Here is a 15,518-nt window from a genome sequence, read left to right as displayed (position 1 = left end):
GAGCGTCCCGGGCTGCATTTCCACGCAGAGCGTGGGAATGATCAGATGTTCCGTCATCGCCTGCAGGCTGGCTCCCACAGGGTTTGTGTGGGGGGCAAATTTACTTCGGCATCTCGGCCTTCATGCCTTCCACGTAATAATTCATCGACGCGAGCTGCGCATTGGTCGCGCTCACACCGGCAGGAATTTTCTCGGCCCCGGCCTGATCCTTGATCGGGCCGGTGAACGGATGCATTGCACCGCTCTTGATGTCGGCGATGATCTGCTCGGCTTCTGATTTCACTGCGGCCGGTACCAGGTCGCTGATGGGCAGCTCAACCGTTCCTTCCTTCAAACCGCCCCAATAGTCCTGGGACTTCCATGTGTGGTCGATCACGCTTTGGGTTGCCTGAATGTAGTGCGGTGCCCAGTCGTTGACGATGGAAGTCAGCACGGCTTTCGGCCCGAAGTGCGCCATGTCCGAAGCGTAGCCCACGGCATATACGCCGCGGCGTTCGGCCGCCTGGATCGGTGCCGGGCTGTCGGTGTGCTGGAAGACCACGTCCACGCCCTGGTCGATCAGCGCGTTGGCGGCGTCCGCTTCTTTACCCGGATCGAACCACGAGTTGACCCACACCACTTTGATCTCGGTGCCGGGGTTGTATTTGTTCAAGGCCAGCTGAATGGCGTTGATGTCGCGGATCACTTCCGGGATCGGGAACGAAGCGACGTAGCCGATTTTCTTGCTCTTGGTCATTTTCGCTGCGAGGAATCCACCGACGTAGCGCCCCTCATAGGTGCGTGCCAGGTAAGTGCCCAGATTCTTGTCCTGTTTGTAGCCGGTGGCGTGTTCGAAGATCTCGTTGGGAAACTGCTTGGCGACTTTCAACGTCGGATTCATGTAGCCGAAGGACGTGGTGAAGATCAGGTCGTATTTATCCTTGGCCATGTTGCGGATCACCCGCTCGGCGTCAGCGCCTTCAGCGACGTTTTCCACGTAGTTAGTGGTGATCCGGTCGCCGAACTTTTCCGCCAGTGCCTTGCGCCCCTGTTCATGCTGATACGTCCAGCCGTGGTCACCGATCGGACCGATATAGACGAAGCCGACTTTCAGCGGATCGGCAGCACTGACGGTCAGGCTGGCGCTCAGGCCGATGGCCGCGGTGATGGCGCAAAGCAGCTTCTGCAACGGACGTTTGTGCATGAATCCAACTCCATTTTGTTTTGAGGTTGGCAGGGGCAATGCAAATTGCTGACCAACAAGACAACAAACGGTGAAACCGCGTAACGGCCATCGCTTGCAGGCAAGCTCCCACAGGAGAACGCATTCCAATGTGGGAGCCAGCCTGCTGGCGATGGGGCCCGCAAGACCGATAAAAGTGCGCAGCCTGGCACGGCTGCCATTCACTGGTGCGCTAAGGTTTAACGAAACGTTAGCGCCGCACCGCAGTCAGTGGCTTATCGCACCCCACGGCAAAAGGCCCGCCATGCTCACGATTTTCAAGCAAGAAAGCTTTCTGCTACTGGCCTTGATCGCCGCCATCGTTGCGTTCCCGCTGGAACACTGGCTGCTGCACAGCGGCCAGATGGTCGCGCTGATCGGCGGGCTGGTACTGATTGCCTTCATCGTCGCCGCGTCCATGCGCGTTGCCCATCAGGCCGAATTGCTCGCGGAAAAAGTCGGCGATCCCTACGGCACCATGATCCTGACCTTGGCCGCCGTGCTGGTGGAAGTGGTGATCCTGGCGATCATGATGAGTAACGAAGCCTCGGCGACCCTGGTGCGCGACACGATTTACTCGGCGGTGATGCTCGACATCAACGGCATCCTCGGCCTGGCGGCGTTGATGGGTGGGCTCAAGCACGGCGAACAGTCGTACAACGATGATTCTGCGCGCAGCTACAGCGTGATGATCCTCACCGCCATGGGCGTTTCCATGGTGGTGCCGGAGTTCATTCCCGAAGCCAACTGGAAGCTTTATTCGGCGTTCACCATTGGTGCGATGGTGGTGCTTTACACATTGTTCCTGCGCATGCAGGTCGGGCCGCACAGTTATTTTTTCAGTTACAGCTACCCGGACAAGCGCCGCAAGAAAACGCCCATGGACGAGGAACCGACGCCGGTCAACCTGACGCTGTCGATCGGCCTGCTGGTGTTGGGTGTTGTAGTGATTGGCGCGTTGGCCGAGGTGATGTCCAATACCCTCGACCTGGGCCTGGAAGGAACGGGCGCGCCGCCGGTGGTCACGGCAATTCTGGTGGCGGCGATCTCGGCGGCGCCTGAAATTCTGACCGCATTACGCGCGGCATTGGCCAACCGTATGCAGTCGGTGGTGAACATTGCCATGGGGGCGTCGTTGTCGACGGTGATCCTGACGGTGCCGGTGATGGAGGCCATGGCGCTCTACACCGGCCAACCCTTCCAGATGGCCATGACCCCGGTGCAGACCGTGATGATCTTCCTCACGCTGATCGTCAGCGCGATCAACCTCAACGATGGTGAAACCAATGCCATCGAAGGCATGACTCACTTTGTGCTGTTCGCGACATTCATCATGTTGTCGTTGCTGGGTCTTTGAACCGCCAGAGAAACCTGTGGGAGCGGGCTCGCCCGCGATGAGGCCGTCACATTCAACATCTCTGTTGGCTGACAGTCTGCTATCGCTGGCAAGCCAGCTCCCACAAGGATCGTGGCGATCAGGTGCCGGCAATCAACTGCCGAGCCGCCTGGCTGTGATCGGCGATCAGACCTTTGAGATCCAGCCCCTCGACCTGTCCATCGATCACTCGCCACTTGCCGCCGACCATCACCCGATCCGCACGGTCCGCGCCGCACAGCAGCAACGCTGACACCGGGTCATGGCTGCCGGAGAACCGCAGCTCATCAAGCTTGAACAGCGCCAGGTCGGCTTGCTTGCCCACCGCGAGTTCGCCGATATCGGTACGCCCCAGCAGACTGGCCGAACCTTTGGTTGCCCAACCCAGCACACGTTCCGGCGTGATCTTTTCAGCGCCGTAGCGCAAGCGTTGGATGTACAGCGCCTGACGCGCTTCGAGCATCATGTTCGAGGCGTCGTTGGACGCCGAACCGTCCACGCCCAAACCGAGCAGCGCGCCGGCGTCAGTCAGTTCGATGCTCGGGCAAATGCCGGAAGCCAGGCGCATGTTCGAACTCGGGCAATGGCAAATACCGGTGCGGGCGGCGCCGAGGCGGGCGATTTCGTCCGGGTTGAAATGAATGCCGTGTGCCAGCCACGTGCGCGGGCCGAGCCAGCCGACGCTGTCCAGATAATCCACGGTGCGCAGGCCGAAACGTTGCAGGCAGAAGTCTTCTTCGTCGAGGGTTTCGGCCAGGTGCGTGTGCAGGCGAACGTCGAGTTTGTTCGCCAGTTCGGCGCTGGCGGACATGATTTCGGGGGTTACCGAAAACGGCGAGCACGGCGCCAGGGCGATCTGGATTTGCGCACCGTCGCCTCGTTCGTGGTACTCGGCGATCAGGCGTTGGCTGTCATCGAGGATCACCTGGCCTTCCTGAACAGTCTGCTGCGGCGGCAGCCCGCCGTCCTTTTCGCCGAGGCTCATGGAGCCGCGCGTCAGCATCGCCCGCATGCCCAGTTCGCGAACGCTTTCGACCTGTACGTCGATCGCGTTCTCCAGGCCTTCGGGGAACAGATAATGGTGATCGGCCGCGGTGGTGCAGCCGGACAACAGCAACTCAGCCAGCGCGACTTTGGTGGCGAGGGCGAGCTTTTCCGGGGTCAGCCGAGCCCATACCGGGTACAGGGTTTTCAGCCACGGGAACAACGGCTGGTTGACCACCGGCGCCCAGGCGCGGGTCAGGGTTTGATAGAAGTGGTGATGGGTGTTGATCAGGCCCGGCAGAATCACATGTTCGCGGGCATCGAACACGGCATTGCATGGCGCCGATGGTTGTTGACCGAGGCCGAGCACTTCGACGATCACACCGTCTTGCAGCACAAGGCCGCCACGGGCATCGAGATCGTTGGAGGTGAAAATGGCGAGGGGATTTTTTAACCAGGTACGGGTCGCAGGCATGTTGGCCGGCTCCTCTGAAAGTTGGGTTCAGGGTTGCCAGCTCAGTGTTGCCCTGTCTGCTGATCCAGGGTCGCCGGGGAGGCGAGATGCGAAGTTTCGATCAAATCGCCGCCATGGGCAAGCCCGGCCCGACCGAACAACCCATGCCCCTGTGTGAGTGAGCAAGCTCGCTCACACAGGGGCGGCGGATTACCAGGGAATGGTTTCACCCCGATAATTGACGAAGTGATGCCCGCCCTTGCCGACGTACGCGTTCACCTGATCGACCAGACCACGGGTGCTGGTTTCCACATCGATGTCCGCACCTTCACCGCCCATGTCGGTTTTCACCCAGCCCGGATGCATCGACAGCACCGTGAGTCTGGTTTCGCCCATTTGCGTGACGAAGCTGTTGGTCATGGAATTCAGCGCGGCCTTGCTCGCCTTGTACAGTGCCAGCTCCGGCGCGTCGGGCATGGTCACGCTGCCCAGCACCGAGCTCATGAACGCCAGGACGCCGGTGTCCGGGCGGATCTGCCCGACAAAACGCTGGGCCAGGTTGATCGGTGCCACGGCGTTGGTGAAAAACAACTGACCGACGTCGGCCAGCGTTGCACCACCATTCGGCGTCTGGACGTCCGGGCCCTTGACCCCGGCATTGACGAACAGCAGGTCGAACACCTCGCCCTTGAGCTGTTGGCTCAAGGCGAGCACCGCTTGCTGATCGTCCATGTCGAGTTTCTCGATCCGTACTTCGCCCAGCGCCTTCAGCGCATCGGCATTCTGCGGGTTGCGCACGGTAGCGGTGACTCGCCAGCCATCGGCCAGAAGGGTCTTTACCAGGCCAAGACCCAAGCCGCGGGAGGCGCCGATGATGAGTGCGGTTTTTGCCGTAGACATGAGTGGCTTCCTTGTAGATTCAGAATCGTGGATTCAATGGACACTGTTGCCCGAGCCGTTGTTGCAACTCTTCGCGCAGGGCGCCGAGTTCGGCCATGCGGGTTTCGATCAGTTTGAGTTTGTCTTGCAGCAATTGCGTGACGGCGCTGTCGGGATCAGGCGACTGCGAGATGGCCGCTACGCTGTCACCGATCTCGCCGAGGGTAAAGCCCAGCCGTTGAGCGGTCTTGATGTACTGCACCAGTTGCACCATGTCGGGCGGATAGTCGCGATAGCCATTGGCGCTGCGTTGCGCCGCGATCAATCCGCGCTGCTCATAGAAGCGCAATGTGTCACGGCTGACGGCGCTGGCCTGGGCTAATTCACCGATGCGCATTTTCTCGACTCATGGAGGGCTTGACCCTGGAGCATACTCCAGGCTTTAGCCTTGTTGCTCCTGAATTGATGGAGCAATGTCGATGTGGACTTCAACGCAATACCGTCGCTTGGTGCAAGGCAGTGCCTGGTATGACCTGATCGTCACGGCGGCGTTTGTCACGCCCTGGAGTTTCGCCCTGTTGCACGGGCTTCTGACGGGGGTGAGCCAGGCCCTGAATTTGCCCGGTGAGCTGCCACCGTTCGAACCGGTACACCTGTTGATGGCGAATTTGTTGGGCTCGATTGTCTGCGTGTGGTCGGTGTTGCGGATTCGTGATCCGCAGCAGGTTTATGGACGCTATGACGCGGTGGCGCGGTTTTTGTTCGCCGCGTGGCTGGCATATGCCCTGGCCCACGGCGCCAGTTTGTTGGTGGTGGGTTTCCTGGTCCTCGAACTGGCGTGGGGCATTGCTCAAGTGTTGCCTGTCAGGGCCTCATCGCGGGCAAGTCGAACCGTCGCACCGCCGCTCCCACCAGGCGCTCGGGTTTAAGCGAGGTCTGTGTCACATCATAAAAAGCTGTGGGAGCTGGCTTGCCAGCGATGAGGCCGGAGCAGTCGTCATCAATGTCCGGCCTGCCACGGCTGCCCCAGCGATACCGGCGCATACAACCGCGTGCGCAATGCATCGCGTGACAGCAACACCAGCACCACAATAGTCGCGACATACGGCAGCATCGCCAACAGACTCGACGCAATCGCCAGCCCCAACCCCTGGGCCACCAGGTGCAGGATGCTGGCGAGGCCGAACAGATACGCACCGAGCAGCAGGCGCCACACCCGCCAACTGGCAAACACCACCAGCGCCAGCGCTATCCAGCCGCGTCCGGCGCTCATGTTCTCCGCCCACATTGGGGTATAGGCGAGGGACAAATAAGCCCCGGCCAACCCGGCCATGGCACCACCGAACAACACCGCCAACGTGCGTACGCGCAACACCGGCAACCCCATGGCGCTCGCTGCATCGGGGTTTTCCCCGACGGCCTGAATGATCAGCCCGGTGCGGCTTTTCAGTACCACCCAGGCCACCAGCGCGAATAACGCGAATGACAGATACACCAGCAGATCCTGGGCAAACAGCATCCGCCCGATCAGCGGAATGTCGCTCAAGTACGGGATCGCCAGCGGCTCGAATCCTGTCAACGGTTTGCCCACCCACGCCGCGCCGACAAAGGTTGAAAGCCCCACGCCGAAAATCGTCAGGGCCAATCCGGTCGCGACTTGATTGGCGTTGAACATCAGTGCCACCAGTGCAAACAGGGACGACAACAACATCCCGGCCAGCATCGCCAGCAACACACCCAGCCACAGGTTGCCGCTGTTGAAGGCGACGATGAACCCGATCACCGCACCGAACAGCATCATGCCTTCCTGGCCCAGGTTGAGTACGCCGCTTTTTTCGCAAACCAGTTCGCCCAGCGCCACCAGCAACAACGGCGTACCGCAGCGCACCATGGCGTAGAAAATATTGCTCAGCAGATCGATATCCATCAAAGCGCTCCTGCGTGTACGGCGGTGGTGGGTGCGCGGCGTGCCCAGCGCAGGTTCAATCGCGGTCGATAAAGAATCAGCACATCACAGGCCAGCAGGAAAAACAGCATCATTCCCTGGAACAGCTGAGTGATGGCCTGTGGCAAATTCATGCTCATTTGCGCGCCCTCGCCACCGATGTACAGCAGCGCCATCAACAGGCTGGAAAGCAGAATTCCGACGGGGTTGAGCCGCCCAAGAAACGCCACGGTGATCGCCGCGTAGCCGTACCCCGGAGACACCTGCGGTACCAACTGGCCAATGGGACCAGTGACTTCGCAAACCCCCGCCAGCCCCGCCAGGCCACCGCTGATCAGCAGCGCCAGCCAGATCAGGCGTTTCTCGCGAAAGCCGACGAACCCGGCCGCGCGCTTGTCCAGCCCGAGCACTTTGATCTGGAAACCGACAAAACTTTTCTGCAACAACACCCACACCGTTACCAAGGCGAGCAGGGCGAAATACACCCCGGCGTGCAACCGGCCATCCTCCGTCAACAGCGGCAACCGGCTGGCGTCACCGAACATCGCCGATTGCGGAAAGTTGAAGCCTTCGGGGTCTTTCAGCGGACCGTGGACGCAATACAACAACAGGTTCAGGGCAATGTAGTTGAGCATGATGCTGGTCAGGATTTCATTGGCGTTGAAGCGGGTTCGCAACCACGCGGTCAGGCCGGCCCATGCCGCGCCGGCCAGAACTCCGGCCAGCAGGATCAAAACCAGTGCCCAGCGGCTTTGCATATCAATGATGTTTACCGCCAGCGCACTGCCAGCCAATGCGCCGAGCAACAGTTGACCTTCGGCACCGATGTTCCAGATTCGCGCCCGGTACGCGACCGCCAGGCCCAGTGCGCACAGCAGAATGGGCAAGGCCTTGACCAGCAACTCACAGACGCCATACAAGTCACTGACCGGCGCGATCAGCAGGGTATGCAAGGTCAGCCAGGGGGCATGTCCCAATGCCAGGAACAGCAATGAGCCACAGCCCAGCGTGAGGACCGCCGCCAGCAATGGCGAACACCACAACATCACCTGTGATTGCTGGCCCCGGGGTTCAAGAGAAAGCAGCATGTGACTCTCCGTTAAAGTGTGGCGGACACCGAGGATTGAGGGGTATCGAACTGGCCGGCCATCCAGCCACCGACATCGGTCAGGCGGGTATCGACGGTGGCTTTGAGTGGCGACATTCGTCCGCTGCACAAGGCGCCAAGGCGGTCGCTGATCTGGAACAGTTCGTCGAGATCTTCAGATACCACCAGGATCGCCGCACCTGCATCGCGCAAGGCAATCAGCGCGCGATGGATCGTCGCGGCGGCCCCGACGTCAACACCCCAGGTCGGGTGCGCGGCGACCAACAGCTTGGGCTGCTGGAGGATTTCCCGGCCGAGAATGAATTTCTGCAAGTTGCCACCGGACAGGCTGCGGGCCGGTGCTTGCGCGCCCGGAGTCTTGACCCCGAAACGTTCGATGATGGTGTTGGCCAACGCCTGGACTTTGCCGCGCTGGATCAGGCCGTGGCTCACCAGTCCTTGCTGGAAAGCAGTGAGCAGTGCGTTGTCCGCCAGATTCAATTCCGGTACGGCGCCATGCCCCAGCCGCTCGGCAGGGACAAATGCCAGCCCGCGCAGGCGGCGTGCGTCGGGGCGCAAATGCGCGACCGGTTCGTGGCCGAAACTGATCCTGGCGCCATCGGCGCGAGCCAATCGTTGTTCACCGCTGAGCAACGCCAGCAATTCATCCTGACCATTGCCGGCAACCCCGGCGATGCCGACGATTTCACCGCTGCGCACTTCAAGGTTGATGCCGTTGAGCGAACAGCCGAATGGATCCGGGTTGTGCCAGGACAAACCCTGCACATTCAGCCAGACATCCCTTCCCGTCGCTTTTGCATAGTCAGTGATCAACGCCGCCGCTTCGCCGACCATCAATTGCGCCAGTTGCTGATCCGAACACTCGGCCGGCACACAGTGCCCGGCTACCCGACCAGCCCGCAGCACAGTCGCGCTATGGCACAACGCGCGGACTTCAGCGAGTTTGTGGCTGATGAACAAAATGCTGCAGCCCTCTGCAGCGAGCCTGCGCAAGGTGACGAACAGCTCATCGGCCTCTTGCGGGGTCAGCACCGACGTCGGCTCATCAAGAATCAGCAGGCGGATGTCCTGCATCAGGCAACGAACGATCTCCACCCGTTGCCGTTCGCCGATCGACAGGCTGTGGACAAGTCGCTCCGGCTCCAGGGCCATGCCATAGCGCTGCGACACTTCACGAATCTTCGGTTCCAGCTCTCTTGGCGTTCCAGCCGCCGCACCCATGGCCAAGGCGATGTTTTGCGCCACGCTAAGCGTTTCGAACAGCGAGAAATGCTGGAACACCATGCCGATTCCCAGGCCACGCGCCTGGGCGGGATTGCGCATGCTCACCCGCTGCCCTTGCCATATCACCTCGCCTGAATCGGCATGGGTGACGCCGTAGATGATCTTCATCAGGGTACTTTTACCCGCGCCGTTCTCCCCCAGCAGGGCGTGTATTTCACCGGGTGCAATGCTCAGATCGATAGCGTCGTTGGCCAGGCAGCCGGGGTAGCGCTTGCTGATTCTGCGCAATTGCAGGCGAGGGGTTGCATCGACAATGGGCGCGGCGTGGGTCATGACAGGCTCGGTTCGATTGAAGTTATGCCTGTGGATAAAGCAATTTTCTGGCCAGTAGGTCAGGAAATCATCCGAGCCGTTTGAACCGGAGCGTTGAGTCCGGCACTTCGCTGGGCGGGATGTAAACCGCGGCACCATCTGAGGGCAAAGCCGTTGATCTGGCTCCGGTTTTGCGCGTGCGGTTTTGGTCAAAAAATGAGCAGTGCGCTGCAAGCCATGCCGGATATGGGGCCGCGTCAGCCATGAACGGGTTATCCACAGATTGCTCCACAGTATTTGTGCGCAAGCTTAAAACTTGGGCATAAGCGCTGTGTGGCTTTCTTCTAAAGGTGATAAACCGATCTAACTAATTGTTTTTACTTTGGTTTTAACGTTTTGACAGTGAATTGGATGAAAAATGAGCAAAGCCCGCAAAGCCGCATGACAGAAGGGTTACAGCAGTATGTGCTCAGGTTATCCACAGTCGGGTGCACAGTAGATGTGGGCAAATATGGAATAGGGGATAAAACCCTGTGCCCCAAAAGATCGCAGGGGAAAACTGCGATCTTTTGACTCAGTCAGCGCTGCAAGAGAATGCGCCCACGGCTCAAATCGGCGAGTTGAGTTTGCAAGGTGGCGATCTGCTCGGCCCCTACAGCCAATTGCAGTTCTACGCCATTGGCCGTGAAGTCCTCTTGCACCACCAGCCCGCCGTTTTCCACGACGCGTAACTTCACCAGCACGAGTTCGCCAAATGCACAGGCGCACCGCAGCGGCACGCGGCTGATCAGTTCTACCTTCGGCGCCGCTTGCAGACATTTGTTGGCGCCACCGCCATAAGCCCGGGCCAATCCGCCGGTGCCCAGTTGAATGCCGCCGTACCAACGAATCACCAGCACCGCGACCTGATCGCAATCCTGCGCTTCGATCGCCGCCAGGATGGGTCGTCCCGCAGTGCCGCCGGGCTCTCCATCATCGGTGCTGCGGTATTGATCGCCGAGCTTCCACGCCCAGCAATTGTGCGTGGCATTCAGGTCGCTGTGCTGTTCGATGAACGCCTGGGCCTCGGCAGGGCTGCTGATCGGCGCGGCGTAGGTGATGAAGCGGCTTTTGCGAATCTCTTCGCGGTATTCGCAAAAGTCGCTGAGGGTAAAAGGCATAGTCGTCTTAGAGAGTTGGCGTCAGGCCGCAGCCTTTGAGAATGATGCGAATCAGGTTGTTGCCGGCGTCTTCCATGTCCTGCCTGGTCAATTTGGTACGACCGCTGACTCGGCAGATCTGCGTGGCGAAGTCAGCGTAATGCTGAGTGCTGCCCCACAACAGGAATATCAGATGCACCGGGTCGACCGGATCCATTTTGCCAGCGTCGATCCAAGCTTGAAACACGGCGGCACGACCCTGGAACCAGGTGCGATAGTCCTGGTTGAAATACTCGGTCAGGCATTCGCCGCCGCTGATGACTTCCATGGCGAAGATTCGCGAGGCTTGCGGCTGGCGCCGGGAAAACTCCATCTTGGCGCGGATGTAACGCGTCAGCGCTTCGGCCGGATCATCGTCGGCGGTCAGGGTATTGAAGGTGCTGTCCCACAACTCGATGATGTTGCTCAGCACCGCCACATACAAACCCAGCTTATTGGTGAAGTAGTAATGCAGATTGGCTTTGGGCAAGCCTGCATTCAAGGCGATGGTGTTCATGCTGGTGCCTTTGAACCCGTGACGGGCGAACTCGTCTTCGGCGGCTTTGATGATGGTCTCTTCGTTTTTCTGACGAATGCGGCTGGCGGGTTTTCCGCCGTGGGCTGGGACTTCAAAGGTCATGGGCACTTCCGATCAGGTGGGTGGGTGCGGGCATTGCGTTGATAGCGCACCCACAGGCTCCAGACAAGTCCTTATGCGGCGCAACGATCATTAACGCGTCGCCGCCAGACTCTCCAGAAAACTCTCCAGCACTAAATGTGGGCGACGACCCTTGCGCGTGACCGAGGCGAGACTCAAATCGTAGAAGCGCGTTTTTGATTTCAGCGCGCGCAATCGACCCTGTTGCACCCAGAGACTCGCGTAATGGTCGGGCAGGTAGCCGATATAACGGCCGGTCAGAATCAGGAACGCCATACCTTCGCGGTCCGACGCGCTGGCGGTGCAATTGAGTGCCTGGTAATGGGCCTGGATCTCCGCCGGCAGGCGGAAAGTCGGGGCGATGGCGTCCTGACTGTTGAGGCGCACATCGTCCAGTTGCTTGTCGTCGACATAAAACAGCGGGTGGCCGACCGCGCAATACAGCAGCGAGCGCTCGCTATACAGCGGTTGATATTCCAGCCCCGACAGGGCACTGGCCTGCGGCACCACGCCGACATGCAGGCGACCGTCGAGCACACCTTGCTCCACTTCATTGGGCGCGATCATGCGAATCTGGATTTGAACGTCCGGGCCACGTTCCTTTAATTGCGCGAGGGCGTGGGTGATGCGCATGTGGGGCAGGGTGACCAGGTTGTCAGTCAGACCAATGGTCAACTCCCCGCGTAAATGCTGATGCAGACCATTGACCTCGGTGCGGAAACTTTCCAGTGCGCTCAGCAACTGCAGCGCTGATTGATAAACCTCCCGGCCTTCTTCGGTCAGGGAAAAACCGGCACGCCCGCGTTGGCAAAGACGCAAACCCAAGCGCTGCTCCAGGTCGCTCATCTGCTGGCTGATGGCCGAGCGACCGATGCCGAGCACTGTTTCCGCCGCAGAGAAGCCGCCGCATTCGACGACGCTGCGAAAGATCCGCAACAAGCGAATATCAAAGTCGCTGACTTGCGCCAGTGGATCGGGACGGCGGCTGGACATAGTTTAGTGATGACCTGACTAAAGGTTAGAAAAGTTGGATTTCACCGACTTTATCCCCGTGGCAATTTAGCTGCAAGAACGGTTTTTATATCCCTATGTCGCTTATCGCCTTGCGAGGTTTCGCTCATGAACTTGCCTGAAAACGCTCCGACATCCCTGGCCAGCCAGCTCAAACTGGATGCTCACTGGATGCCGTACACGGCCAACCGCAACTTCCAGCGCGACCCGCGCCTGATTGTCGGTGCAGAAGGCAGCTGGCTGATCGACGACAAGGGCCGCAAGGTTTATGACTCGCTGTCCGGTCTGTGGACGTGCGGCGCCGGGCACACCCGCAAGGAAATCCAAGAGGCGGTGGCCAAGCAACTGGGCACCCTCGATTACTCGCCAGGCTTCCAGTACGGCCATCCGCTCTCCTTCCAATTGGCAGAGAAAATCACCGACCTGACACCGGGCAACCTGAACCACGTGTTCTTCACAGACTCGGGTTCGGAGTGTGCTGACACGGCCGTGAAGATGGTCCGCGCTTACTGGCGCCTGAAAGGCCAATCGACCAAAACCAAGATGATCGGTCGTGCCCGCGGTTACCACGGTGTGAACATTGCCGGCACCAGTCTCGGCGGTGTGAACGGTAACCGTAAGTTGTTCGGTCAGGCGATGATGGACGTCGATCACCTGCCGCACACGCTGTTGGCCAGCAACGCTTACTCCCGTGGCATGCCGGAGCAGGGCGGTATCGCACTGGCTGACGAACTGTTGAAGCTGATCGAACTGCACGACGCTTCGAACATCGCCGCCGTATTCGTCGAACCAATGGCCGGCTCCGCCGGTGTCCTGGTTCCGCCTCAGGGTTATCTCAAGCGCCTGCGCGAAATCTGCGATCAGCACAACATCCTGCTGGTCTTCGACGAAGTGATCACCGGTTTCGGGCGTACCGGCACCATGTTCGGCGCCACCACTTTCGGCGTCACTCCGGACTTGATGTGCATCGCCAAGCAAGTCACCAACGGTGCTATCCCGATGGGCGCGGTGATCGCCAGCTCCGAGATTTACCAGACCTTCATGAACCAGGCGACGCCTGAGTACGCGGTGGAATTCCCGCACGGCTACACCTATTCCGCGCACCCGGTGGCATGCGCCGCGGGCCTGGCAGCGCTCGACCTGCTGCAAAAGGAAAACCTGGTACAGAGCGTGGCTGAAGTCGCACCGCATTTCGAAAATGCACTGCATGGTCTGAAAGGTACCAAGAACATCATCGACATCCGTAACTTCGGCCTCGCCGGAGCGATCCAGATCGCCCCGCGTGATGGTGACGCCATCGTTCGTCCGTTCGAAGCCGGCATGGCACTGTGGAAAGCCGGGTTCTACGTGCGCTTCGGTGGCGACACCCTGCAGTTCGGCCCAACCTTCAACAGCAAGCCGCAAGACCTTGATCGCCTGTTCGATGCGGTTGGCGAAGTGCTGAGCAAGATCGACTGATTTCTCCTTCTATATAGCTATAAACAACGGGCGTTCGGAAACGGGCGCCTGTGGACAACTTTTCAGGAGCTTCCATGAGCGTTATTCCGCATTTGATCAATGGCGAACTGGTGACCGAGAACGGTCGCGCGGTCGATGTGTTCAACCCGTCTACCGGACAGGCTATTCACAAGCTGCCGCTGGCGACCCGCGAAACCATCCAGAGCGCCATCGACGCCGCCAAGGCTGCATTTCCGGCCTGGCGCAACACGCCTGCGGCCAAGCGGGCCCAGGTCATGTTCCGCTTCAAGCAACTGTTGGAACAGAACGAAGGCCGGATTTCGCAGTTGATCAGCGAAGAGCACGGCAAGACCCTGGAAGACGCTGCCGGGGAACTGAAGCGCGGCATCGAGAACGTCGAGTTCGCTTGCGCAGCGCCGGAAATTCTCAAAGGCGAATACAGCCGCAACGTTGGCCCGAACATCGATGCATGGTCGGACTTCCAGCCGCTGGGCGTGGTTGCGGGTATCACCCCGTTCAACTTCCCGGCCATGGTGCCGCTGTGGATGTACCCACTGGCGATCGTCTGCGGCAACTGCTTCATCCTCAAGCCTTCCGAGCGTGACCCGAGCTCGACACTGCTGATCGCACAATTGCTGCTGGAAGCCGGACTGCCGAAGGGCGTGCTGAGCGTGGTACACGGCGACAAGACAGCGGTGGACGCGCTGATCGAAGCGCCAGAAGTCAAAGCGTTGAGCTTCGTCGGTTCGACGCCGATTGCCGAATACATCTATGCCGAAGGCACCAAGCGCGGCAAACGCGTGCAAGCCCTGGGCGGCGCGAAGAACCATGCAGTGCTGATGCCGGATGCGGATCTGGACAACGCAGTAAGTGCATTGATGGGCGCAGCTTACGGTTCTTGCGGTGAGCGCTGCATGGCGATCTCGGTGGCCGTGTGCGTGGGTGATCAGGTTGCCGATGCTTTGGTGGCCAAACTCACTCCGCAGATCAAGGCATTGAAAATCGGTGCGGGCACTTCCTGCGGCCTGGACATGGGGCCTTTGGTTACCGGTCAGGCGCGCGACAAGGTCAGCGGTTATGTCGAAGATGGCGTAGCGGCTGGCGCTACGCTGGTCGTGGACGGTCGTGGTCTGACCGTGGCCGGTCATGAAGAAGGGTTCTTCCTGGGTGGCTGCCTGTTCGACAATGTCACACCAGAGATGCGCATCTATAAAGAAGAGATCTTCGGGCCGGTGCTGTGCATCGTTCGGGTCAACAGCCTGGAAGAAGCGATGCAGTTGATCAACGATCATGAATACGGCAATGGCACCTGCATCTTCACCCGTGACGGCGAAGCGGCGCGGTTGTTCTGCGACGAGATCGAAGTGGGCATGGTCGGTGTGAACGTTCCATTGCCGGTGCCAGTGGCTTACCACAGCTTCGGCGGCTGGAAGCGTTCGCTGTTCGGCGACCTGCATGCCTACGGCCCGGATGGCGTACGTTTCTACACTCGCCGCAAGGCAATCACTCAGCGCTGGCCTCAGCGTGCGAGCCATGAAGCATCGCAGTTCGCGTTCCCTAGCTTGTAAGTAGAAGGGCAAACAAAGAGGCCGACCCATGGGTCGGCTTCTTTGTTTTCGGGCTTTTTTGACCTATATGACAGATTTGTGAAAATAGCGGTTGACGGCAGATCTCATGTGTCTATAATTCGCCCCACTTCCGGCGCAGTCGAAACGGAAAACTCCTTGGTAA

Annotated in this window: 14 protein-coding genes; 4 read left to right on the top strand and 10 right to left on the bottom strand. The window is 59.7% G+C overall.

Translation table 11 applies throughout. The features are described from left to right. Positions 1-100 precede the first annotated feature (100 nt). Complete coding sequence (locus tag D8V06_RS10170; protein ID WP_130905777.1) at positions 101-1,183, bottom strand: BMP family ABC transporter substrate-binding protein; 1,083 nt, start codon at positions 1,181-1,183, stop codon at positions 101-103. 283 nt (positions 1,184-1,466) lie between these two features. On the opposite strand from D8V06_RS10170, the gene D8V06_RS10165 reads away from it, so the two are divergent. Then, positions 1,467-2,558 (top strand): calcium:proton antiporter, encoded by a 1,092-nt coding sequence (locus D8V06_RS10165; protein ID WP_130930908.1) that lies wholly within the window; start codon positions 1,467-1,469, stop codon positions 2,556-2,558. Positions 2,559-2,676: 118 nt separating this feature from the next. Here D8V06_RS10165 and D8V06_RS10155 read toward each other — a convergent pair whose 3' ends face one another. From D8V06_RS10155 to D8V06_RS10145, 3 genes are all read right to left on the bottom strand, one after another. Further along, positions 2,677-4,035, bottom strand: coding sequence for an 8-oxoguanine deaminase (locus tag D8V06_RS10155; RefSeq protein ID WP_056852520.1), 1,359 nt, complete (start codon positions 4,033-4,035; stop codon positions 2,677-2,679). 189 nt (positions 4,036-4,224) lie between these two features. Continuing rightward, positions 4,225-4,914: an SDR family oxidoreductase gene (locus tag D8V06_RS10150; protein WP_130930907.1), complete on the bottom strand. Its 690-nt coding sequence runs from the start codon at positions 4,912-4,914 to the stop codon at positions 4,225-4,227. A gap of 19 nt (positions 4,915-4,933) precedes the next feature. Further along, a complete protein-coding gene (locus tag D8V06_RS10145; RefSeq protein ID WP_056852522.1) occupies positions 4,934-5,290 on the bottom strand; it encodes a MerR family transcriptional regulator in 357 nt (118 codons plus the stop codon). A gap of 82 nt (positions 5,291-5,372) precedes the next feature. Between D8V06_RS10145 and D8V06_RS10140 the strand changes: the two genes are divergently transcribed. Beyond that, complete coding sequence (locus D8V06_RS10140) at positions 5,373-5,822, top strand: hypothetical protein (RefSeq protein ID WP_130930906.1); 450 nt, start codon at positions 5,373-5,375, stop codon at positions 5,820-5,822. Positions 5,823-5,893: 71 nt separating this feature from the next. Here D8V06_RS10140 and D8V06_RS10135 read toward each other — a convergent pair whose 3' ends face one another. The 6 genes from D8V06_RS10135 to D8V06_RS10110 all read right to left on the bottom strand — a co-directional run bounded on the left by D8V06_RS10135 (position 5,894) and on the right by D8V06_RS10110 (position 12,311). After that, complete coding sequence (locus tag D8V06_RS10135) at positions 5,894-6,820, bottom strand: ABC transporter permease (protein WP_130930905.1); 927 nt, start codon at positions 6,818-6,820, stop codon at positions 5,894-5,896. Further along, positions 6,820-7,926 (bottom strand): ABC transporter permease, encoded by a 1,107-nt coding sequence (locus D8V06_RS10130; protein WP_130930904.1) that lies wholly within the window; start codon positions 7,924-7,926, stop codon positions 6,820-6,822. Before D8V06_RS10130 ends, D8V06_RS10135 begins: the two co-directional genes overlap by 1 nt. A gap of 11 nt (positions 7,927-7,937) precedes the next feature. After that, the gene (locus tag D8V06_RS10125; protein ID WP_130930903.1) at positions 7,938-9,503 is read right to left on the bottom strand and encodes an ABC transporter ATP-binding protein; all 1,566 of its coding nucleotides are present in this window, start codon (positions 9,501-9,503) and stop codon (positions 7,938-7,940) included. 557 nt (positions 9,504-10,060) lie between these two features. Further along, entirely contained in the window at positions 10,061-10,642 is a 582-nt protein-coding gene (locus D8V06_RS10120; protein WP_056852527.1) for a YigZ family protein, read from the bottom strand. Positions 10,643-10,649: 7 nt separating this feature from the next. Next, positions 10,650-11,300, bottom strand: a complete 651-nt coding sequence (locus D8V06_RS10115; protein ID WP_056852528.1) for a TetR/AcrR family transcriptional regulator — start codon at positions 11,298-11,300, stop codon at positions 10,650-10,652. Between the two features lie 90 nt (positions 11,301-11,390). Next, on the bottom strand, positions 11,391-12,311 hold the full coding sequence (locus D8V06_RS10110; protein ID WP_130905783.1) for a LysR family transcriptional regulator: 921 nt from the start codon (positions 12,309-12,311) through the stop codon (positions 11,391-11,393). A 126-nt stretch (positions 12,312-12,437) separates the two neighbouring features. Here D8V06_RS10110 and D8V06_RS10105 point away from each other — a divergent pair, with 126 nt between their 5' ends. Together D8V06_RS10105 and D8V06_RS10100 are read left to right on the top strand one after the other, a co-directional pair. Next, a complete protein-coding gene (locus D8V06_RS10105; RefSeq protein WP_075947886.1) occupies positions 12,438-13,787 on the top strand; it encodes an aspartate aminotransferase family protein in 1,350 nt (449 codons plus the stop codon). Positions 13,788-13,861: 74 nt separating this feature from the next. After that, the gene (locus tag D8V06_RS10100) at positions 13,862-15,355 is read left to right on the top strand and encodes a CoA-acylating methylmalonate-semialdehyde dehydrogenase (RefSeq protein WP_056852531.1); all 1,494 of its coding nucleotides are present in this window, start codon (positions 13,862-13,864) and stop codon (positions 15,353-15,355) included. Positions 15,356-15,518: the final 163 nt, after the last annotated feature.

This window comes from Pseudomonas sp. Sample_24, from assembly GCF_004307605.1.
In the GTDB taxonomy this organism is placed as follows: domain Bacteria; phylum Pseudomonadota; class Gammaproteobacteria; order Pseudomonadales; family Pseudomonadaceae; genus Aquipseudomonas.
This window is presented reverse-complemented; position numbering and strand designations above follow the sequence as displayed.